Annotated in this window: 18 protein-coding genes and 1 riboswitch; of the genes, 10 read left to right on the forward strand and 8 right to left on the reverse strand. The window is 69.7% G+C overall.

Annotated elements, in window-relative coordinates; translation table 11 throughout:
* The coding region (locus tag KUA19_RS20850) for an RNA-guided endonuclease InsQ/TnpB family protein (protein WP_217398022.1) at nucleotides 1–506 on the forward strand (506 nt) is incomplete at its 5' end.
* 25 nt (nucleotides 507–531) lie between these two features.
* A riboswitch (ZMP/ZTP riboswitch) is annotated at nucleotides 532–608 on the forward strand.
* A 25-nt stretch (nucleotides 609–633) separates the two neighbouring features.
* Nucleotides 634–1,503: a metallophosphoesterase gene (locus KUA19_RS20855; RefSeq protein ID WP_217398024.1), complete on the forward strand. Its 870-nt coding sequence runs from the start codon at nucleotides 634–636 to the stop codon at nucleotides 1,501–1,503.
* A gap of 182 nt (nucleotides 1,504–1,685) precedes the next feature.
* Here KUA19_RS20855 and KUA19_RS20860 read toward each other — a convergent pair whose 3' ends face one another.
* Complete coding sequence (locus tag KUA19_RS20860) at nucleotides 1,686–2,318, reverse strand: TetR/AcrR family transcriptional regulator C-terminal domain-containing protein (protein ID WP_217398026.1); 633 nt, start codon at nucleotides 2,316–2,318, stop codon at nucleotides 1,686–1,688.
* Between the two features lie 69 nt (nucleotides 2,319–2,387).
* Between KUA19_RS20860 and KUA19_RS20865 the strand changes: the two genes are divergently transcribed.
* From KUA19_RS20865 to KUA19_RS20875, 3 genes are all read left to right on the forward strand, one after another.
* The gene (locus KUA19_RS20865; RefSeq protein ID WP_217398028.1) at nucleotides 2,388–2,630 is read left to right on the forward strand and encodes a hypothetical protein; all 243 of its coding nucleotides are present in this window, start codon (nucleotides 2,388–2,390) and stop codon (nucleotides 2,628–2,630) included.
* Nucleotides 2,630–3,589 carry a quinone oxidoreductase family protein gene (locus KUA19_RS20870; protein WP_217398030.1) on the forward strand — a complete coding sequence of 320 codons (960 nt, stop codon included), beginning with the start codon at nucleotides 2,630–2,632 and terminating at the stop codon, nucleotides 3,587–3,589. The genes KUA19_RS20865 and KUA19_RS20870 overlap by 1 nt, the downstream gene beginning before the upstream one ends.
* Before the next feature lie 201 nt (nucleotides 3,590–3,790).
* On the forward strand, nucleotides 3,791–5,224 hold the full coding sequence (locus KUA19_RS20875) for a thrombospondin type 3 repeat-containing protein (protein ID WP_217398032.1): 1,434 nt from the start codon (nucleotides 3,791–3,793) through the stop codon (nucleotides 5,222–5,224).
* A gap of 362 nt (nucleotides 5,225–5,586) precedes the next feature.
* Here KUA19_RS20875 and KUA19_RS20880 read toward each other — a convergent pair whose 3' ends face one another.
* From KUA19_RS20880 to KUA19_RS20890, 3 genes are all read right to left on the reverse strand, one after another.
* Nucleotides 5,587–6,207 carry an SAM-dependent methyltransferase gene (locus KUA19_RS20880; RefSeq protein WP_217398034.1) on the reverse strand — a complete coding sequence of 207 codons (621 nt, stop codon included), beginning with the start codon at nucleotides 6,205–6,207 and terminating at the stop codon, nucleotides 5,587–5,589.
* 222 nt (nucleotides 6,208–6,429) lie between these two features.
* Nucleotides 6,430–8,682, reverse strand: coding sequence for a fibronectin type III domain-containing protein (locus tag KUA19_RS20885; protein ID WP_217398036.1), 2,253 nt, complete (start codon nucleotides 8,680–8,682; stop codon nucleotides 6,430–6,432).
* Between the two features lie 405 nt (nucleotides 8,683–9,087).
* The gene (locus KUA19_RS20890) at nucleotides 9,088–9,372 is read right to left on the reverse strand and encodes a DEAD/DEAH box helicase family protein (protein WP_217398038.1); all 285 of its coding nucleotides are present in this window, start codon (nucleotides 9,370–9,372) and stop codon (nucleotides 9,088–9,090) included.
* Between the two features lie 158 nt (nucleotides 9,373–9,530).
* On the opposite strand from KUA19_RS20890, the gene KUA19_RS20895 reads away from it, so the two are divergent.
* Both KUA19_RS20895 and KUA19_RS20900 read left to right on the forward strand, forming a co-directional pair.
* Complete coding sequence (locus KUA19_RS20895) at nucleotides 9,531–11,801, forward strand: pectinesterase family protein (RefSeq protein WP_217398040.1); 2,271 nt, start codon at nucleotides 9,531–9,533, stop codon at nucleotides 11,799–11,801.
* Nucleotides 11,802–11,934: 133 nt separating this feature from the next.
* Nucleotides 11,935–12,144 (forward strand): hypothetical protein, encoded by a 210-nt coding sequence (locus tag KUA19_RS20900; RefSeq protein WP_217398042.1) that lies wholly within the window; start codon nucleotides 11,935–11,937, stop codon nucleotides 12,142–12,144.
* A 19-nt stretch (nucleotides 12,145–12,163) separates the two neighbouring features.
* Here KUA19_RS20900 and KUA19_RS20905 read toward each other — a convergent pair whose 3' ends face one another.
* From KUA19_RS20905 to KUA19_RS20915, 3 genes are all read right to left on the reverse strand, one after another.
* A complete protein-coding gene (locus tag KUA19_RS20905) occupies nucleotides 12,164–12,760 on the reverse strand; it encodes a hypothetical protein (RefSeq protein ID WP_217398044.1) in 597 nt (198 codons plus the stop codon).
* Between the two features lie 95 nt (nucleotides 12,761–12,855).
* Complete coding sequence (locus tag KUA19_RS20910; RefSeq protein ID WP_217398046.1) at nucleotides 12,856–13,578, reverse strand: DUF6193 family natural product biosynthesis protein; 723 nt, start codon at nucleotides 13,576–13,578, stop codon at nucleotides 12,856–12,858.
* Nucleotides 13,579–13,642: 64 nt separating this feature from the next.
* Complete coding sequence (locus KUA19_RS20915) at nucleotides 13,643–15,103, reverse strand: dihydroorotase (protein WP_308167549.1); 1,461 nt, start codon at nucleotides 15,101–15,103, stop codon at nucleotides 13,643–13,645.
* A gap of 46 nt (nucleotides 15,104–15,149) precedes the next feature.
* Here KUA19_RS20915 and KUA19_RS20920 point away from each other — a divergent pair, with 46 nt between their 5' ends.
* From KUA19_RS20920 to KUA19_RS20930, 3 genes are read left to right on the forward strand one after another with little or no spacing between them, the layout of a single operon-like run.
* Nucleotides 15,150–16,346, forward strand: coding sequence for a CaiB/BaiF CoA transferase family protein (locus KUA19_RS20920; protein ID WP_217398047.1), 1,197 nt, complete (start codon nucleotides 15,150–15,152; stop codon nucleotides 16,344–16,346).
* Nucleotides 16,346–17,200, forward strand: a complete 855-nt coding sequence (locus tag KUA19_RS20925; RefSeq protein ID WP_217398049.1) for a cyclase family protein — start codon at nucleotides 16,346–16,348, stop codon at nucleotides 17,198–17,200. The genes KUA19_RS20920 and KUA19_RS20925 overlap by 1 nt, the downstream gene beginning before the upstream one ends.
* On the forward strand, nucleotides 17,197–18,630 hold the full coding sequence (locus tag KUA19_RS20930) for an MmgE/PrpD family protein (protein ID WP_308167550.1): 1,434 nt from the start codon (nucleotides 17,197–17,199) through the stop codon (nucleotides 18,628–18,630). The genes KUA19_RS20925 and KUA19_RS20930 overlap by 4 nt, the downstream gene beginning before the upstream one ends.
* Before the next feature lies 1 nt (nucleotide 18,631).
* On the opposite strand, the gene KUA19_RS20935 is transcribed toward KUA19_RS20930, so the two are convergent.
* Nucleotides 18,632–19,255, reverse strand: coding sequence for a hypothetical protein (locus KUA19_RS20935; RefSeq protein ID WP_217398051.1), 624 nt, complete (start codon nucleotides 19,253–19,255; stop codon nucleotides 18,632–18,634).
* Between the last annotated feature and the right edge of the window lie 94 nt (nucleotides 19,256–19,349).

Below are 19,349 nucleotides of genomic sequence, written 5' to 3' on the forward strand. Positions count from 1 at the left end.
TGCGCGCCGACGGCCTGCACAAACTCACCACCACCCTCGCCGCAACCTACGGCACCGTGGTCGTCGAGGACCTCAACATCAAGGCCATGATGGCCAACCGGCGCCTGGCCCGGCACATCGCCGACGCGGGCTGGGCCACCCTGCGGCGGCAATTGGAGTACAAGACCGCCTGGCACGGTGGGCGGGTGGTCGTCGCCGACCGCTGGTTCGCGTCCTCGAAGACCTGTTCGTCCTGCGGCGCGGTGAGACCCAAGCTGCCGCTGCGGGTACGGACCTACACCTGCCAGCACTGCGGTCTGAGCCTTGACCGCGATCTCAACGCCGCACTCAACCTGCAGCAGTACGTCGCCCGGAGTGGCCGGCAGACGCTAAACGGCCGTGGAGCCGACCGTAAGACCACCCCCGTGGTGGCAGGTGGCTGCGAAGCGATCACCCCGCACCACTTCGGTGGGTCAGACGGGGACCGTCGGCCGGCAACGGCCGACTGCAACACGAGTACTCGTTAGAGAACACTCAATTGCAACGGTTAGGTTGTGCACACACGACTGGCGCGGGTGGGCGACCACCGGGGAGTGAAAGTCGGGGCGTCGACCGCCTGGGTGCCCCTTGTCGACAAGACGAGGAGACGCGCCCGTGACCGTCCGCCACCGGATCCTGCACCTGTCCGACACTCACCTGAACAGCCCTGATGTCGATGCCGCCGCCGCGCTTGCGCGGATCCTGCATGACGTGCGCTTCGTGCCGGAGCTGAATCTGGTCGTTGTGAGCGGCGACATCGCCGACGACGGCTCCACCGAGGGCTGTGCGGGCGTACGCGCGCAGGTGGGCCGGTTCTGCGCCGAGCGTGGCATCCCCCACATCTACTGCACGGGCAACCACGACACCAGGGAGGCGTTCGCCACGGTCCTCGGCTCCGGGCACCTGGCCGCCGACGGCACCGACATCGGCGCGACCATGTTCGGCGCGTCCGGCCAGCGCGCCGCCGTCAGCACGGTTGCCGGACTGCGTGTGATCACACTGGACAGCCTCGTGCCAGGCCAGGTCCACGGCCACGTGGACGCTGCCCAGCTGGCCTGGCTGCGTAACGTGCTGGCCGAGCCCACCGTGGCGGGCACGGTGCTGGTGCTGCACCACCCGCCGATCACAGTGCCCACCTCGCCGATCATGGACATGGTGAACCTGCGTAATGCCGGTGACCTCGCGGACGCGGTGCAGGGCACCGACGTGCGGGCGATCCTGTGCGGCCACTTCCACCTACAGCTGTCCGGCCTGCTGCGGGGCATACCGGTATGGGTGACGCCGGGCGTGGTCACCCGCATCGACTTCACCGCGCCGCAGCAGTGGGAACGCGCGGTGCTGGGCGCCGGGGCAACCGTGGTCGATCTCGGTGGCCCGGCCTCGCCCCTGTTCCACGTGCTGCACGCCCGGGATCCGCGTGCCGGCGAGCAGGTGTACCTGGTAGACGCGGTGTCGGGCGATGAGGTCACGGGCGAAGTGCCATGATGACGCGCCCGGGGCCGGCTCGCATGACACCATCGGCTCCGGGACACGGTGCACGTGCCATGGCCGCATGTCGATCGAGCAGCCCCCTGTTGTCCGGGGTTCGGCAGAGTGTCCGCAAGCCGCGGACCAGCAGCTCGATGAGCCCATCGCGCCGGCTCCATTACCGCAGAGCGGATGGTCGGTCAGACGGTGGCCCCGGCTTTGACCGCGGCGCCCGCGATGACCACCTCTAGACAGTCGCGGAACAGGTCGTCCACGGTGCGGCCGGGTTGGAAGTATTCGGCGATCGCGGCGACCGCGGTCGGGTGCTGCTCGGTGAATGCGGCCATGTCGAAGTTCTTCAGCGCGTCCGCGTCCGGGCGGGGGGCCTGCTCTTCGAGGACATGGCCGACCGTGAAGCGCTCGACGGTCAGGACGATAACGCGGGCCTGTCGCAACGGGATGCCGCGCGCCACCAGGGTACTCATGGCCAGTTCGGAGATCGCTGCCATCTTGAGGGAGAGCTGGGAGGCTGAAATGACCCGGGCGCCGTCCGGATGGGCGAGCAGCGCTCGGCGCAGCCGCTCAGCCAGGCCGCTTAACCAGTCCTGCCAGTGTTGATCCGGGTCGGGCGGTGACATGTCGCCGAACTGCTGGTCGAGGATCGCGTCGGCAATCGCGGTGACCAGGGCCGCCTTGTTGGGCAGATGCCAGTAGAGGGTCGGCGATTGCACCCCTAGCCGCGCGGCGAGTTTGCGCGTCGTCACCCCATCGAAACCCTCGGCGTCCAGCAGGGCGACGGCCTCGGCGACGATCCGCTGTCGGTCTAGCGCCAATTCGGTACCTCCCGCCGGGACTCTATCAGTGCTAGAGTCTCTATCACTGATAGAGAGACGGAGATCAAGATGACGAACGAGCACTCGCCCCGCGGCCTGCTGCACTGGGCGACACATCGCATTCCCGGAGTGCCCGCGCACGCCGAGCGGCCGACCGGACACCAGGGCACGGCGGTCCACGGCCGCGGGCGGCGCCGCGGTGCCCCTCACCCTTCGCTGAACCACAGGTGGAACCACTCACCCGCCCGCCCTCCCCGGTTCATGTCGGCCTGGCAGCGCCGGGTTGCGGCGTTCTTCGGCCGGGAGCTGTGATGAAGGCGGCGGTGTTGCACGAGATCGGTGGCATCCCTCGCTACGAGGACTTCCCGGATCCCGTGGCCGGTGACGACGAGGTGATCATTGACGTCAAGGCGGTCGCGGTCGAGAACGTCGACAAGCGCATCGCGGCCGGCACGCACTACGCGAGCCGGCAGTACACCGCACAGTTGCCGGCGATCCCCGCCTTCGACGGCATCGGCGCACTGCCGGACGGCACCCTGGTCGGGTTCGGCAACCCGCGCCGACCCTACGGCGCGCTCGCCGAGAAGACCGTGGTGCCCAAGGGCGCATACGTGCCGATCCCGGAGGGTATCGATCCGGCGATCGCGACCGTGCTGGGCACGGCGATCACCGGCATGTCCATCAAGACCGCCGCCGGCTTCGTGCCCGGCGAGACCGTGCTCGTGCAGGGCGCCACCGGGGTCGCGGGGCGACTCGCGGTGAAGGTGGCGCGGTTGCTCGGCGCCGGACGGATCATCGCGACCGGCCGCGACGACGACCAACTGCGTGAGGTACAAACCCTTGGCGCCGATACGGTGATCAACACCGCCGTACCGGACGAAGCGCTGGCGCAGGCGTACCTCGATGCCAAGGGGGACGGCTACGACGTCGTGCTGGACTACCTCTGGGGCCGCCCCACCGAGATTCTGCTGCGATCGCTGATCCCACAGTCATTCGCGTTCCCGAAGCCGACCCGGCTGATCCAGATCGGCGAGTCCGCCGGCGCCGGGATCGCTCTCGCCGCGGAGAGCCTGCGCACCTCCGGGGTCGAGGTCTACGGCGCCGCCAAAGGGCTCGGCCCACAGACCATGCAGGAGGTGTATCGCCAGGTCGTGACGTGGGCGCAGTCCGGTGAGCTGACCTTCGACGTGGTGAAGGTCCCACTGAGCGATATCGAGACCGCCTGGCAACGCACCGATCTGCGGGGCAGCAGGCTCGTCGTGGTGCCGTGACCAAAGGCTGAATCAGGAGCGCGTCTTCGCGCCACCCTCGCCTGGCACTGAGCCGACCACGGCCGGTTGCGCCGGCATGGCTCATACGTCGGCACGGCTGATCCGGTGACGGGTCCGGTGGCAGGATTCCGTGCCAGCTTTCGGACATGAATCTGTCTTACGTCCGGCTGCCGATCTCGTGGCAGCTGCCATTCTCTGAGAATGAATTCGCTATCGCGACGGCTACAGGCCGTGCTCTTCGCGGGGTTCCTGGCATTGGGAGCCTCGCTGGGCGCGGCGGTTCCAGCCCATGCCGCCGACCCCAAGCCCAGCTATGCCACGCTGCACCTGTGCGACCCGACCGGCTGCTATTTCGCCTGGAAGGTGGTCGACTCCGATGGGGATGGCTTCTGTGACGCCGACGAACTGATGGCGGGCACGAACCCCCACGACGCCAAGAGCCACCCGCTGCTGACCGTAGTCGTGCAGCTGGCTGTGGACCGTAAGCTGCCATCGTTCGAGGCCGGCCTCGGCGCGTTCCTGGCCGTACCGCAGCAGATCCTCGACGCACGCGCCGAGGCCGGCATCGACGTTCTCGGCGCCTTCGACATGGGCTCCCGGCGCTCGACGATCGAGCACCTCGGCATGACCTTCGGCGAGATCAACACCAAGGGCGTCGACCTGGACCCGACGCACGGTTTCACCCTCGGGCTCAACGGCAAGGGTGGCAAGGGCTCCATGCCGGGCATCAAGGTGGGCGGCATCGACGTTGCCCTGCTCTCGCAGGAAGGCGCCAGCTTCAGCTCCTCGGAAGTCGGCAGCTTGCTCACCGTCGAGAAGGACCAGCGGCGGTACACCTTCGGTCAGGAGCACGGCGGGGTCAGGAGCAGCAAGCTGATCGACGACGGCACAGGCACCCAGTATGAGTTCAACGACGGCACCACGCGTACGTCGAGGAGCGACGGTGAGGGCGGAGCCGTCGTCACGACGACCAACTCCGATGGCTCGGAGGGCCCGACTACGGTCGTCCAGCACCAGGACACCTCCACCGGCTCGCGCGAGAAGCGGTCCACGTTCCTGCCGAACGGTGACACGACCAACGTGACCTACGTCGACATTCACGAGCATCCGGACGGCGGGTCGAGCGCCGTCGAGGTCAGCACGACTTTCGTCCGCGACGATGACGGCAAGGTCATCGGTACGGTCGTGGTCACCACGGCCACCTACATCTCGAAGGACGGGTCCTGGGGTTCGACCTCGCAGGTCGTCCAGAGCTGCGACGCCAGCGGCAGCAACTGCACCACGGACGACGCTCACTACGAGGACAGCGACGATCCGGACGACGAAGAATACGTCGACCCGGACGCCAACACTGACATCGTCACGTTCGAGATGGTCGACAAGACGCTGCGTATGCGGGGCGCCGCCATCACCGTGGTCGACGGCTGGACCGCGCCCGGTTTCGAGAACGACCCGGCGAACCCGAACGACCCGGGCGTCGTGTCGCTGATCGACTCGGACCTCGCCACCGGAAACAACCTGCTCTCGCCGCCCCGGGTCACCACGGCGCAACCCGAGGGACGTCCCGACCTGCCCAGTCCCAGCGAGGCCGCGCCGACCAGCGGTGGCGGCACCTGCGGCGGTCTCTGCAGCTAGCGCAGACGGTGATGGTCTCGCGGCGGACGTCGCGGGACCATCACCGACCGCCGGAGAGCACCGGCTTGACGTCGAGGATCGGGGTGCCGTTCAGCGCCTCCAGATCGGCAACACAGATCCGCAGATCGACCCGAGCTGGCATGTCGCGCCCGTACCCAAGCGCACCGAATCAACGGGTGCCCGGTGATCTGTTCGGGTATCCGGCCGTATCCAGGTGTTTCGATAGGTGCCTTGCGGCGTCCGACTCCCGTAGCGGGGACAGGGATCAGCAGCCGTCTAGATCAACGGGCGGACCGGCGACCCGGTCACCGCTGCGTGTGTCACGCACCCGGAGACGATGCCCCCACGCTGTCGCCGCCTGGTCAGTCCACCGTCCTGGCGACCGTCAGCCAGCAGCGCACCTCGTGCTGCGGGAGACCGACGACCTCCATCGTCACCGGCTCGATCGACTCGATCTGCCAGCCGTCGCCGAGCGCGGTGTTGATCTCGGTGCGGCTGATCCGCCGCGGCCCCCACGTGCCGGGCTCGGCGTCGCTGAAGACCAGCATCACGTAGCGTCCGCCCGCCGACAGCAATGACCGCACAGCGGAGACGAAGGCCGGCCGGTCGACGTCGGCGAAAGTGTGGAACACCCCGGAGTCGGTGATCGTGTCGTACGGGCCGCCCAGCTCCACCCGGGTCGCCGGCGAGAGGATGTCTCCCACGACGAAGCGGGGCACGGTGACCCCGCGCGCCGCGGCCTTCTCCTGCGCCAGCCGGATCGCCGTCGGCGCGATGTCGACACCGGTGGCGTCCAGGCCGAGGGACACGGCCAGCAGCACATGCTCGCCGGTACCGCAGCCGACGTCGAGCACCCGCCCACGCAGGCCACCCGAGGTTGCGAAGGCCATGAGGGCCGGTTGGGGCCGGCCGATGTCCCACGGTGGCGTTGCCTGGTAGCTCGCGTCCCACCCGTCGGCAGGGCTCGGTGGAGTCACGCTCATACCTTCATGGTGCCAGCGCCGCCGCGCTTCCCGCTGCGGACTCCGCCGCGGCGAGCGCCATCCCGGTACGCCCAGCAAGTGAGATACGACATGGACGGACTTCCCCTCGCCCCCCGGGACCACCAGTGCGGTGCCCGCGCGCTCATCAGGATGCGGCGCAGGCGAAGCGATGGCAGGCCACCGATCTTCGACCGCGCCGCATCCCGCGACCACAACCAGGCTTTACCGGCATCGTGGAACGACGGCGCCGTTTGTTCCCGTGTATAGCCAGGCGTCGGTGTACCAGTAGCCGTCATCTGAGAGGTTCCAGATGGTGGTGGTGTAGTTGTAGTGCGAATTCGTGATCGACTGGCCGTCGACGTAGCAGTAGATGTGGATCGCCGCACCTATCGGGTGCGTCGGACCAGCCGAGTACTGGTCTCCGGGCCCCTTGTGACCCGACAAGCCAGTGCTCGCGTACCTGTCGACAGTCGCGTTGAACGATCCGCATTTCGGAACGACAGCGCCGTTTGTACCCGTGTACAGCCAGGCGTCGGTGTAGAAGTACCCATCGTCGGACAGGTCCCAGATGGTGGTGGTGTAGTTGTAGTGCGAATTCGTGATCGACTGGCCGTCGACGTAGCAGTAGATGTGGATCGCCGCACCTATCGGATGCGTCGGACCAGCCGCATACTGATCTCCGGGCCCCTTGTGACCCGACAAGCCAGTGCTCGCATACTTGTCGACGGTCGCTGAGAATCCAGCGTGATACGCCGTCTGGGACTGGGCAGTCGAGCCGTACACGTACGCCGACCACTTCGTGCCGACCGCGTTCTTCGCGCCGATCTGGAACGTGTAACTGGTGGCAGGCTGCAGGCCGTTGACCGTCATCGAGGTTGCGTTGGCACCCACCGTCGGGCCGGCGATCCAGGAGCCACTGCCGATCCGGTACTGCGAGACGTAGATTTGCTCATTGTTGGCCACGTCGGTCCAGGCGAGCACAGTGCTCGTGGTGGTGGTGGAGGTCACCCTCGGGTTGGTCGGTTCGGCGGGCAGTGTCGGCGCTGGTTGTGCGGTCGTGCCAGTGACGTAGGCGGACCACTTCGTACCTGCTGCGTTCTTGGCGCCGATCTGGAACACGTAGCTGGTGGCCGCTTGCAGACCGCTCACCGTCATCGACGTGGCGTTGGCGCCCACCACGGGACCGGCCTTCCACGATCCGCTACCGATCCTGTATTGGGATACAAAACTGTCCTCGTTGGTGGAGGCATCAGTCCAGGTAAGTGTCGCAGTGGTGTCGGTCGTCGCCGAGATCGAGGGGTTTGCCGGCTCGACCGCAAGCGTCTGGGCAGTCGTGCCGACGACGTAGGCGGACCATTTGGTGCCCGCTGCGTTCTTGGCGCCGATCTGGAACGTGTAACTTGTGGCGGCCTGTAGGCCGCCGACGGTCACGGAGGTCGCGTTGACGGCTGCTGCCGGTCCCGCGATCCAGGGGCCTTCACCAACCCGGTACTGCGAGACGAAGCTGTCCTCGTTGTTCGAGGCATCCTTCCAGATCAGCTGCGCGGCGGTGTCCGTCATCGATTTGATCTTAGGATCGGTCGGCTCGGCTGGCAGGTACGGCGTCCTGCCCGAGAAGTAGGCCGACCACTTCGTCCCTTTGATGTTCTTCGCGCCCACCTGGAACGTGTAGTCGGTGCCGGGCCGCAGGCCGGCGACGGTGATCGACGTCGTGTTGGCGCCGGCCGTCGGGCCGCCGGTCCAGCTACCGCTGCCGATCCGGTACTGAGAGACGAAGCTGTCCTCGTTGTTTGAAGCGTCGCTCCAGTTCAGGACCGCGCTGTCGGCCGTCGTGGCGGTGACCCTCGGGCTGGTCGGCTGAGCCGGCACGGACTGCGGGATGTCTTTGAAATGGATGAAGTTGTCTGGCATGTATTCGGAGCCGCGCTGGATCCGCAGGTGGTCGGTTCCCTTCGGCGCGCCAAACTGGTAACTGTCGCTTGTAGTCTCGATATAGGTCGAGCTTACGGACTCGACATAGGCGACATGGCCAGCCTTGCCGCTGACCCACTGCGCGATCGAGCCCACGGCAGGTGTTTGGTCGACGGTGACATGCACCTTTGCCGTAGCCGCCTTCTTTGCCCAGGTGGTCGCGTCACCAGTCCAGCCCGGGAAGGCGTAACCGTTCTGCTTGAGCCGGTATGCCGCATAGGTCGTGCAGTTGTGTCGCGTGCCGTTCGGTCCAGGAGTGCCGTGGTCCCAGTAGTGGTGGCGCAGCCACCCGAGGCCCACCACCTGGTCGCCGGTGCCGTCGTAGCCGCTCTCTTTGGTGCACGAGAACCCCGTTGCATCGTGACAGAGCGTCTCCACGCCCTTGCCATTCAGCCCTCCCCCAGGGATGGGGTGGGCCTCCGCCCTGTTGATCCACAGCACGCTGGCCAGGACCCCCAGGCTCGCGAGGACACCGGCTGCTACCCATTTCCGACTCAGATGCATGAAATGCCTTCCCCTCAGCCAATGGCGGACACCTGGGCCCCGAGCAGGATTGGAAGATTCGCGAGCAGATCCCGCCAAGGTGACGGGTCAGGTAGGTCGGCCGGCCATGCGCGCTCGCGCACAAGAGCACACCGGCGATCCATCCCAGACGGGAGCGCCGACCAACGCTTCCTGCACCTGCCGAATCACGGACAGTGGCGAGCAGTCCGCACCATCCCACCTCTCCCCGGATTGACCTGACTCCACCGCAGCCGACCGAGCCGTCGAGCCGAGCAGTCACGCACAGCATCCAGGTTGTTACGAAAGCGAGGTATCGGGATTACGACCAAGGCCGATGCACGTCATACATCGGGCGCCCCACGATCGTCGAAGTCGTTTACGCAAAAGGGTCGACAACATGACCCTTTAGTACCGCAGGCGACGTCCAGCGCCGCGAGGTGCTGGATGGCCGTCCGCCATCTGGGTTCCGATCCGCTCGTGCAGCTGATCGGGCAGGCTGTGCTGCGGCAGCACGTACACCAGCCTGCGCGGCGTGCTCTCCGGCGCGGCGATCAGCCGCCGGTAGAGCCAGGGCAGCACGCCCGCGACGCTCTTACCCGCACCCGTCGGGGCGGTGAGCAGTTCGGGCAGCCCCTCGGCGGCCAGCCGCGCCTGGTACGGGTGGGGAGCGTGACCTGTCGCGGTGCGCATGAACTCGCCTCAGACTGCAACTGCAAACGATTGCAACTCGTGTTGACATAGTCATCAAATAGCTTCCCACAAGGGGCGTTCCGCGCGCGCAACAACATTTATGTATTTCCATGTGCAGAAATATTTGCAGCCGGTGCGACGTTTCGTAACGTGCGCGAATGCGTAAATCACGCCTCCTGCTCGCCCTCAGCCTCGTCGCCGTCAGCCTGACCGCCGCCGGCGCCCCCGCCTCCGGCCACGTCCCGAACAACGGTCCCCTCGCCGTCGGCCGCCAGGCGTTGCCGCCGAACGATGGCTGGGGCTCGGCGACCACGGGAACGACGGGCGGTGCCCAGGCCGACGCGGCACACACGTTCCGGGTCCACGACCGCGAGGAACTGGTCGCCGCGTTGGGCGACGGCACCGATCCGGCGCCCCGGCTGGTCTTCGTCACCGGGAAGGTCGACGGCGACGACGCGCCCGACGGCTGCGCCCGGTACGCCGATCCGGCCTACAGCCTCGACGCCTACCTCGCGGCATACGACCCGGCCGGGTGGGGCCGGACGGCCAAGCCCAGCGGCCCGCTGGAGACCGCGCGGGCGGCTTCGCAGGCCAACCAGGGCGCCGAGACCAAAATCCGGGTGTACGGCAACACCACGATCTTCGGGATGGGCGGCGGCGCCCGGCTGTCCGGGATGAACCTGGTCCTCAGCGGCGTCGACAACGTCATCATCCGCAACCTCACGATCGAGGCACCGGTCGACTGCTTCCCGAGCTGGGATCCGACCGACGGCGCGACCGGCAACTGGAACTCGGAATACGACGCGATCACGCTGACCTACGGCTCGACGCACGTCTGGATCGACCACAACACATTCGGCGACGGCCGCTACCCGGACACTTCCCAGCCGCTCTACTTCGGGCGGCCGTACCAGTGGCACGACGGCCTGGTCGACCTGATCCGCGGCAGCGATCTGGTCACCATGTCGTGGAACGTCTTCGCCGACCACGACAAGACCCACCTGATCGGCAACACCGACAAGACCACCAACGGCGACGAGGGCAAACTGCACGTCACCATCCACCACAACGTCTACCACAACGTCGGACAGCGGGTGCCTCGCGTGCGGTTCGGCCAGGCTGACGTCTTCAACAACCTGTACCAGGTCACCGACGCGAGCGCCTACTCCTACAGCTGGGGCGTCGGCGTCAGCTCCGCCATCGTGGCCCAGCACAACGCCTTCGAGCTGCCCGAGGGCGTGAACCCCGCGCAGGTCATCAAGTACTGGAAGGGTACGGCGATCACCGCGTCCGACAATGTCGTCAACGGCCAGGTGGTGGACCTGCTCTCGGCGTACAACGCGGTGAATGTGGAGCAGCTCGGCGCGGACGCCGGCTGGACCCCGACCTTGCGCACCGCGGTGCATGCCCCCACCCAGCTGGCACGCGTGCTGGGCGATCTCGCGGGCGCCGGGCGCGCGGACCGCGAGGAGCAGATCACCGTCGACCCCACGGGTCTGGGCGACGTCACCACGGTCCAGGCCGCGGTCGACGCCGCGCCCGCGGGCAGCCAGGCCCGCGTCGTCATCCGGGTACGCCCGGGACTGTACCGGGAGACCGTGACAGTACCGGCGGAGAAGCCGAACCTGGCGATCGTCGGCACGAGCGGCCGGCCCGAGGACGTGGTGATCGTGGAGAACCACTGCAACGGCTGCCTCAAGCCGGACGGGACGACCTACGGCACCACCGGCAGCGCCACGGTCACCTTGAAGGGCGACGACTTCACCGCCCGCGACGTGACCTTCGCCAACGACTTCGACGAGGCCGCTCACCCGGCGATCTCAAGCAAGCAGGCCGTCGCGGTCAAGACCACCGGCGACCGGATCGCCTTCTCGAACGTGCGGTTCCTCGGCAACCAGGACACGCTGTACGTGGACACTCCCGGCGCGGCCTACACGTCCCGGGTGTACATCCGTGACTCCTACGTCGAAGGCGACGTCGACTTCATCTTCGGCCGCGCCACCGCCGTCTTCGATCGAGTCCACATCCATGGCCTCGACCGCGGGCTGAACCCGGCCGGCTACTTCACCGCGGCCAGCACGCAGCTGGTCAACCCGCACGGCTACCTGATCATCCACTCGAGGCTGACCAGCGACGCCCCCGAGCAGACCTACTACCTCGGCCGCCCCTGGCACCCCAGCAACGACCCGAACGCGCAGGCCCAGGTCGTGATCCGGGAGAGCAGCCTGCCGGCGGCGGTCAAGGGCACGCCGTGGACCGACATGTCGGGGTTCTCCTGGCGAGACGCCCGCTTCGCCGAGTACCGCAACTACGGGCCGGGGGCGTTGCCGCCCGGCGGAGACGGCACCGACCGGCCGCAGCTGACCGATTCGCAGGCGGAGGCGTACACCGTGGCGACCTACCTCGCCGACTGGTCTCCTCTCCGCTGACCCGCCTTCCGCAGCCGGTTCCTGTCGATGATGGACCTGTGCGCGGTCTCGACGGCTTGACGCCAGGGGAGATCACGGCCCGGAGGAGAAGTACGCCCAGGTCATTCGACCTGGGCGTACGGGCGTGGACCGGGTGACCGTCCGGCTCGCAGACTCGATCCGCGCCTCGAACCGGTCCGCGCCATGCCCGGAGGGCGACTTGGGGCTGGAGGAGCTGGGGCTGCTGATCCGGGTGCAGCGGGTCGGGGACGTGGTGCTGACCCGGCCGGTGTTCGCGGTGGTCCGGGCGATCGCGAACACCATGTGGGACAGCCTGCCCGCCGACGAGTTCCGGGGCCGCTGACACCCGGCCGAGCCCGCGCTCAGGCGAGCAGCTTGATCACGATGGCGATCAGCAGCAGGATCAGCACGATCCCGCCGATCGCCCAGCCGATCGAGCCGCTGACGAGGACGGCGCCGGATTTCAGGACGGCGACCGGGCCGTTCGGTGCGGGCCGGTCGGCGGGCTGCGGCGTACGGCGGCGCGGGAACAGGCCGCCGGCGCAGACGGCCCCCGCCACCGGCAGCAGCACGCAGACCAGCCAGGTGGTGTACAGCGCGCCGGGGTCGTGGCGGCGGCCGCCGGCCGACAGGGCCGGGGCGACCTCGGCCAGCAGCCACGCCACGCCGGTGACCACCGCCCCGTACGCCGTCAGCAGCCCGGCCGCGCCCCAGGCCGCGGCCAGCACCCGGCCGTGCCGCAGCGCCGGGATGCTGTGCAACGTGGTGCCCAGCACGATCCCGGCGGCGTAGCAGGAGACGATGCCGAAGCCGTCGTCGCGCAGCCCGCGCTGCGCCCTGTCCAGCCACTCCACTGAGTACGCCGCCTGGTCGCTGAGCCACACCGCGGCGGCGACGGCGGCCACCACGGCCACGACGGAGATGACTACCCGCGACGGACGAACCCGATGATCACTCACGGTCCGGGAGGGTAGCCCCTCCTGGCAAGCCGCGTCCGGACGGGAGATGGCCCAGCGGGCGACGTGCCGCGCGCCGGGGTCGGCGGCGTGCCTGGCTACGCGCCGGGCTGCCCGGATGGCGAGTCCTCCAGCGCGGCCAGGACGAGCGCGAGGCTTCCGGCGGCGTCGGCGACGCCCAGTTCACGGCCGTCCGCCGCCCGGACGAGGTAGGTGCCCGGCTCCAGCGGATGAACCGATGGATGGGCACCGGACCAGGGGTAGCGTGCGGCGGTGCTGAAGCCGAGGGTCCAGTGGCTGGTGAAGGGCCGAAGGCGGCGCAGGCTCGGCTCGTGGAACGCCAACGCGACGAAGGAGTGCAGGCGGCCCCGCACCGCGTCCTGAGTGTGGTTCTCGTACAGCGACAGCCACGCCGCCTCCAGCGCGTCGTCACGCTCACGGCACTCGGCGAGCGCGACCGACCCCAGGAACGGCCAGGCGGCCGCCAGCTCGGGCAGGCGCGCCCCGCCGTGCCATCGGCGCGCGACATCGGCCACAGCCGCCAGGTCCGGCGCGAACCCGGACGCCATGGTGACCTTCCCGCTCCTGACGCTCATCCGGAACCGTCGCTCACGGGCCGACAGCGTCACCTTGGTGCGACGGTCGGTGTCCTGCACCGAGGCCACCCGACCGCCGCACGCGGGGTCTTCGTCCAGCTGGGCCCGAAGAGTGAGGCCGATCAGGTCGAACTCGGCGTGCAGCGCGTTCACCAGCCCCCCGGCTCGGACGACCTCCGGATAGAGCAGTGGGTCCGGTCCTGGCGTGCCCTCGTCCGTCGACATCTCCCATGATGCCCCGGATCGGTGTTCGGCCCAAAGCCGCTGTCGACGAGTGCCCGCCGCGATGTCAGCGGACGACGTACCGCCCGCCGGGGCTGCCGACGACCGCGCCGTCGGTGTAGGCGACGCGGCCGCCGACCACGGTCGTCACCGGCCAGCCCTTGACCTGGTGGCCCTCGAACGGGCAGTGGTCCTGGCCCGACAGCAGCAGGTCGGTGGTGACCTCCTGCTCCAGTTCCGGGTCGACGATGGTGAGGTCCGCGTCCGCGCCGACCATCAGGCTGCCCTTGCGCCCGCCCAGCCCGTACGCCCGCGCGGGGTTGCCCGAGGCCAGCTCCGCGACCCGCTGCGCCGACAGGCCGCGCTTGTGCATGCCCTCGCTGAGCAGGATCGGGTACAGCAGCGCGGTGCCGCCGAAGCCGGGCAGCGCGGGCCACAGCGCGTCGCCCTTGTGCTCCTCCATGCAGCAGGCGTGGTCGGAGGCGACCCAGTCGACGGTGCCGTCCAGCACCGCCGCCCACAGCGCCTCGGTGTCGGACACCGCCCGGATCGGCGGGTTCACCTTGGCGCCCAGGCCGCCCTTGCGGTCCAGGCTCTCGTGGTCCAGGCACAGGTGGTGCAGAGTGACCTCGCAGCGCAGATCCAGGGACCGGTCGGCCTTGGCGGCGGCGGCCGCGGCGATCGCGGCGGCGCTGGACAGGTGCAGCAGGTTGACCGGGCAGCCGGTGGCGCGGGCCAGGGTGGTGGCCTCGCCGATGGCGACCTGCTCGGTCAGCGGCGGGCGGGCGTCGGAGTAGGCCTTCAGGGTCTGCGGGTCACCCGCGGCGCGTACCCGGTCGATGAACAGGCGCATGAGTTCGGCCTGCTCGCAGTGCAGCGACAGGGAGACCCGGCGGCCTTCGCGCCGGGTGGCGGCGACGGCCTCCATGAGCTGGTACAGGTGGCCGAGGTCGTACTCGTCGCTCATGGTGAACGACTTGGCGTCGCGGGAGTCGGCCGACAGGTTGAAGCCCTTGTAGAACATGTAGTACTTGAACGAGCTGACCCCGTGCGCGTCGACCAGCGACGGGACCTCGCCGACCTGCGCGGTGTCCATGGGCGCGAGGTGGAAGCCGTAGTCGGTCCAGGCGTGCCCGGCGACGGCGTCGAGAACCTGCGGGAAGATCTCCGCGTACGGCCCGGTGCGGTTGAGGTAGTGCTGGCCGGTACGGAAGTACGACAGCACCGTGCCCACTCCCCCGACCAGCGACGAACGGGTCTCCTCGGCGGCGTCCAGCGCCAGGTCGCGGTAGATGCCGAGGTGGTAGTGGGCGTCGACGGCGGCCGGGAAGACGAGCCGGTCGCGGGCGTCGAGCACCTGGTCGGCCTGCGCGGCGGGGATGTCGTCGGCGATCGCGGCGATCCGCCCGTCGCGCACACCCAGATCAGCGCATACGGTGCCGACGTACGGCAGGACCAGCGTCCCGTTCTTGACCAGCAGGTCGTAGCGGACCACGGTGATTACCTCCCAGAGCTGCGTTTCGCACACTGTAACGAGGTTTCCATTTTCCGGGTAGAGCCGCTACCGTTGCGCCATGCCGACCGCAGCCCTGTCCGGGGTCACCGTCATCGACGCCGCGACCCTGTTCGCCGGTCCGCTCGCCGCGACGATCCTCGGCGACTACGGCGCGGACGTCATCAAGATCGAACACCCGGCCAAGGGCGACCCGTCGCGCGGCCACGGGCCGTCCCACGACGGCGTGCCGCTGTGGTGGACCATGCTGGGCCGCAACAAGCACGCGATCACCCTCGACCTAGGCCGCGCCGAAGGCGCGAGGCTGGCGAGACAGCTGCTGTCCGAAGCCGACGTGCTGATCGAGAACTTCCGGCCGGGCACCCTGGAACGCTGGGGCCTGGGCCCCGAGGTGCTGCACCAGCTCAACCCCCGCCTGGTCATCGCCCGGGTGACCGCGTTCGGCCAATCCGGACCGTACGCGCACCGCCCCGGCTTCGGCACCCTCGCCGAGGCGATGAGCGGCTTCGCCGCGATCACCGGCCAACCCGACGGTCCACCCACCCTGCCCCCGTTCGGGCTCGCCGACGGGGTGTCCGCGCTGGTCTGCGCCCAGGCCGTGCTCACCGCGCTCTACCATCGCGACCGCGCCGGCGGCACCGGCCAGGTCGTCGACCTGGCCATCATCGAGCCGCTGGTGACCGTGCTCGGCATGCAGGCCATGGTCTACGACCAGCTCGGGCTGATCCAGCCCCGCACCGGCAACCGGTCGGTCAACAACGCCCCGCGCAACACCTACCGCACCCGCGACGACCGCTGGGTGGCCGTCTCCACCAGCGCCCAGGCCATCGCCGAACGCGTCATGCGGCTGGTCGGGCACCCCGAGGTCATCGACGAACCCTGGTTCGCCAGCGGCGTCGGCCGCGCCGCCCACGCCGACCTGCTCGACTCCCACGTCGCCGCCTGGGTCGCGCAACGCGACCTGGCCGAGGTCACCGAGGCCTTCGACCGCGCCCAGGCCGCGGTCGCCCCGATCTACGACATCGCCGACATCTTCGCCGACCCGCAGTACACCGCCCTCGACACGATCACCACCGTCGAGGACCCCGTGCTCGGGCCGGTACGCATGCCCAACGTGCTCTACCGCATGTCGCACACCCCCGGCCACATCGGCTGGACCGGCCGCCCGCGCGGGGCCGACAACGACGCCGTCTACCGCGACCGGCTCGGCCTGGACCCCGCCGAACTGGCCGCCCTGCGCGAGAGCGGAGTGATCTGATGCAGGGCCTCGACCTGGACCGACACGACCTGCAACCGGCGCCCAGCGGCCGCGCGGCCACCACGCCGTGGGCGGCGGTACGCGGACGCCAGGTCCTCGACCTGGCCCAGCCGATGCGCCGCGGCATGCCCCAGTCGCCCAACCATCCCCCGTTCCGGATGGCCCTGGAGCGCCGCCACGGCGACATGCTCCGCCCCGACGGCGGCTCGGCCGCCAACGAACTCATCGTCACCGGCGGCCACGTCGGCACCCACGTCGACGCCCTGGCCCACGTATCGCAGGACGGGCGCCTGCACGGCGACGTCGACGCGACCGGACTCCAGTCGCACCAGGGCTTCAGCGACCTCGGCATCGACACCTTCCCGCCGTACCTCGGCCGGGCCGTGGTGCTGGACGTGGCCCGGGTGCACGGCGTCGACGTGCTGCCCGCCGGCTACGAGGTCACCCCCGACGACCTGACCGCGGCCGCCGACGGGCTGGAGCTGAACCCGGGCGAGACCATCCTGATCGGCACCGGCTGGTCGCGCCGCTGGCACGAGCACGACGCGTTCGTCGGCGGCCGCGACGGCACCCCCGGACCCGGCGAGGCCGCCGCGCGCTGGCTGGCCGCGCACCGGCCCGTCGCAGTCGGGGCCGAGACCATCGCGTTCGAGCACATCCCGGCCGGGCGCGGCCACGCCGTGCTGCCCGCGCACCGGGTGCTGCTGGTCGAGCACGGCGTCCACATCGTCGAGACGATGAACCTCGACGCGCTGCTGCGCACCGGCGCTCGCGAGATCCTGCTGGTGCTCAACCCGCTGCCCATCGTCGGTGCCACCGGCGCGCCGGTCCGGCCCCTGGCGGTGCTGGCGTGAACACCGCACCCATGAACACCGCACCCATGAACACCGCTGCCGTGCACCCCGATCGCGCCGTGCACACCCTGGCCGACTTCGCCGTGTCCTGCCGCGACGGTGCCGTGCCCGACGGCGTGCCCGGCCGCATCCTCGACATCCTCGGCCTGGCCCTGGCCGCCCAGAACGACCCGGCCGTGCGGGCCGTGCTCGCCTCGGTGCGCCGCTGGGGCGGCACCGCCGAGGCCACCGTCATCGGCACCGGCGACCGCCTGCCCGCCCCCGCCGCCGCACTGGTCAACGGGGTGATGGCGCACGCGCTCGACTTCGACGACACGCACCTGCCGTCGGTGCTGCACCCCAGCGCGAGCATCGTGCCCGCCGCGCTCGCCGCCGCCGAGGCGACCGGCGCCGACGGCCCGGCGCTGGTGCGGGCGGTGGCCGCGGGCATCGAGATCTGCAACCGGCTCGGCATGGCCGCCTACGACCGTACGCTGCGCAATTCGGTCTTCTTCGAACGCGGCCTGCACGCCACCTCGATCTGCGGCACCATCGGCGCAGCGGCCGCCGCCACGCTGCTGTACGGCCTGGACGCGGCCGGGGTCGCGCACGCGATGGGGATCGCCGCCAGCATGGGCGCCGGGCTGATCGAGGCCAACCGCACCGGCGGCACGGTCAAGAAGACGCACTGCGGCTGGGCCGCGCACGCCGGGGTCAGCGCGGCGGTGTTCGCCGCCGACGGGCTGACCGGGCCGCCGACGGTACTGGAGGGGCGGTTCGGGTTCTTCGCCGCGTACACCGACAGGAAGTTCGACGCCGACGCGCTGCTGGCAGAGCTCGGCACCCGGTGGGAACTGTCCCGGACGGTCTACAAGCCCTACCCCACCAACCATTTCACCCACCCGGGCATCGACTGCGCGCTGGCCCTGCGGGCGAAAGGGCTGGACCCGGCCGAGGTCACCTCCGTCGAACTTGGCGTCGCCGCGCCGGTGCTGCGGACCATCGCCGAACCGGCGGCCGAGAAGACGCGGCCGCAGACGGCGTACCACGGGAAGTTCTCCGGGCCGTACACGGTGGCGGCGGCGCTGCTCGGCGGGGGCGGGCTGGGGTTGAGTCTGGGCGACTTCACCGAGCTGCGCGCGGACTGCCTGGCGCTGGCTGCGAAGGTGACCTGCGTGGCCGACGAGCGGGCGACCGAGCTGTTCCCGGCGGCGTTCGCGGCGGTGCTGCGGGTCCGCACCAGCTCGGGTCAGCTGCTGGAGCACCGGGTCGACTCCTCCCGCGGCAGCGCCGAGCACCCGCTGACCGAGGCGGAGCTGGCGCTGAAGTTCCAGGTGAACACGACCGGGGTGCTGGCACCGGTGCAGGCGGCGCTACTGACCGACCGCGCCTACCGGCAGTCGGCGGCGGCACGGCTGCTGGCCACCTGCACGGTCGGCGGCGCGGGCTGAGTCAGGGCCGCAGCGCCGGATCGACGGCGTCGGACAGGTCCGGCTCGGCCGTTCCGTCGCCCTCGTACCGGGCGAGGAAAGCCGCCTCCACCGGCCGCAGCGTCGCGCTCAGCGCCTCGATCGGATAGCGGCCGACGAAGCGGGCACCGGTCGGTGTCACGAGCAGCACCGCCAGTGGCGGGTCACCGGCGAGCGGCAGGTCGGGGTAGACGTTGCCGCCCCAGTGCAGCACGGGATGCTCGCCGGGGTCGGCGAAGCGTCCGGCACCGGCAAGCATCAGCAGCTCAGCGCGGGTCCGGTACGGGTCGGCGTGGTAGTCGTACAGGTAGAGTTCCAGCGCCCCGTCCCGGTGGCGGACCACGCAGCCACCCGCCTTCACCCGGTCTGCCAGCAGCTGCCGAGGACTCTTGCGCCGGTCGGCTCGCAGCGCCGCCACGACGTGCGGGGAGTCGGCGAACGCGGTCAGCTCCCAGTCGGCGGCGCCGCCGTCACCGGCCCAGCCGGTCCACATCGCATCGGGGTTCTCGATGACGTCGAGGCCGGGCGGCGACGCGTCCAGCCATGCCTCGAAACCGGCCCGCGACATCGGAACGCGGGTCGCGAGCATGAACGAACGGCCACCCATCAACGCTCTCCCCTGGCCTCGTCGGGCTTGTCTGAAGCGAGCGTAGTCGGGTCACATCCACCAAGGCCGGGTCACATCCACCAAGGCTTCCTAG

Source organism: Catellatospora tritici (genome assembly GCF_019083965.1).
In the GTDB taxonomy this organism is placed as follows: Bacteria; Actinomycetota; Actinomycetes; order Mycobacteriales; family Micromonosporaceae; genus Catellatospora; species Catellatospora tritici.

Bases quoted from the DNA above. Each gene is read 5' to 3' on its own strand.
- KUA19_RS20865 (WP_217398028.1), top strand. From the start codon at position 2,388: ATGACGAACGAGCACTCGCCCCGCGGCCTGCTGCACTGGGCGACACAT.
- KUA19_RS20870 (WP_217398030.1), top strand. From the start codon at position 2,630: ATGAAGGCGGCGGTGTTGCACGAGATCGGTGGCATCCCTCGCTACGAG.
- KUA19_RS20875 (WP_217398032.1), top strand. From the start codon at position 3,791: ATGAATTCGCTATCGCGACGGCTACAGGCCGTGCTCTTCGCGGGGTTC.
- KUA19_RS20880 (WP_217398034.1), bottom strand. From the start codon at position 6,207: ATGAGCGTGACTCCACCGAGCCCTGCCGACGGGTGGGACGCGAGCTAC.
- KUA19_RS20885 (WP_217398036.1), bottom strand. From the start codon at position 8,682: ATGCATCTGAGTCGGAAATGGGTAGCAGCCGGTGTCCTCGCGAGCCTG.
- KUA19_RS20890 (WP_217398038.1), bottom strand. From the start codon at position 9,372: ATGCGCACCGCGACAGGTCACGCTCCCCACCCGTACCAGGCGCGGCTG.
- KUA19_RS20895 (WP_217398040.1), top strand. From the start codon at position 9,531: ATGCGTAAATCACGCCTCCTGCTCGCCCTCAGCCTCGTCGCCGTCAGC.
- KUA19_RS20910 (WP_217398046.1), bottom strand. From the start codon at position 13,578: ATGTCGACGGACGAGGGCACGCCAGGACCGGACCCACTGCTCTATCCG.
- KUA19_RS20920 (WP_217398047.1), top strand. From the start codon at position 15,150: ATGCCGACCGCAGCCCTGTCCGGGGTCACCGTCATCGACGCCGCGACC.
- KUA19_RS20925 (WP_217398049.1), top strand. From the start codon at position 16,346: ATGCAGGGCCTCGACCTGGACCGACACGACCTGCAACCGGCGCCCAGC.
- KUA19_RS20935 (WP_217398051.1), bottom strand. From the start codon at position 19,255: ATGGGTGGCCGTTCGTTCATGCTCGCGACCCGCGTTCCGATGTCGCGG.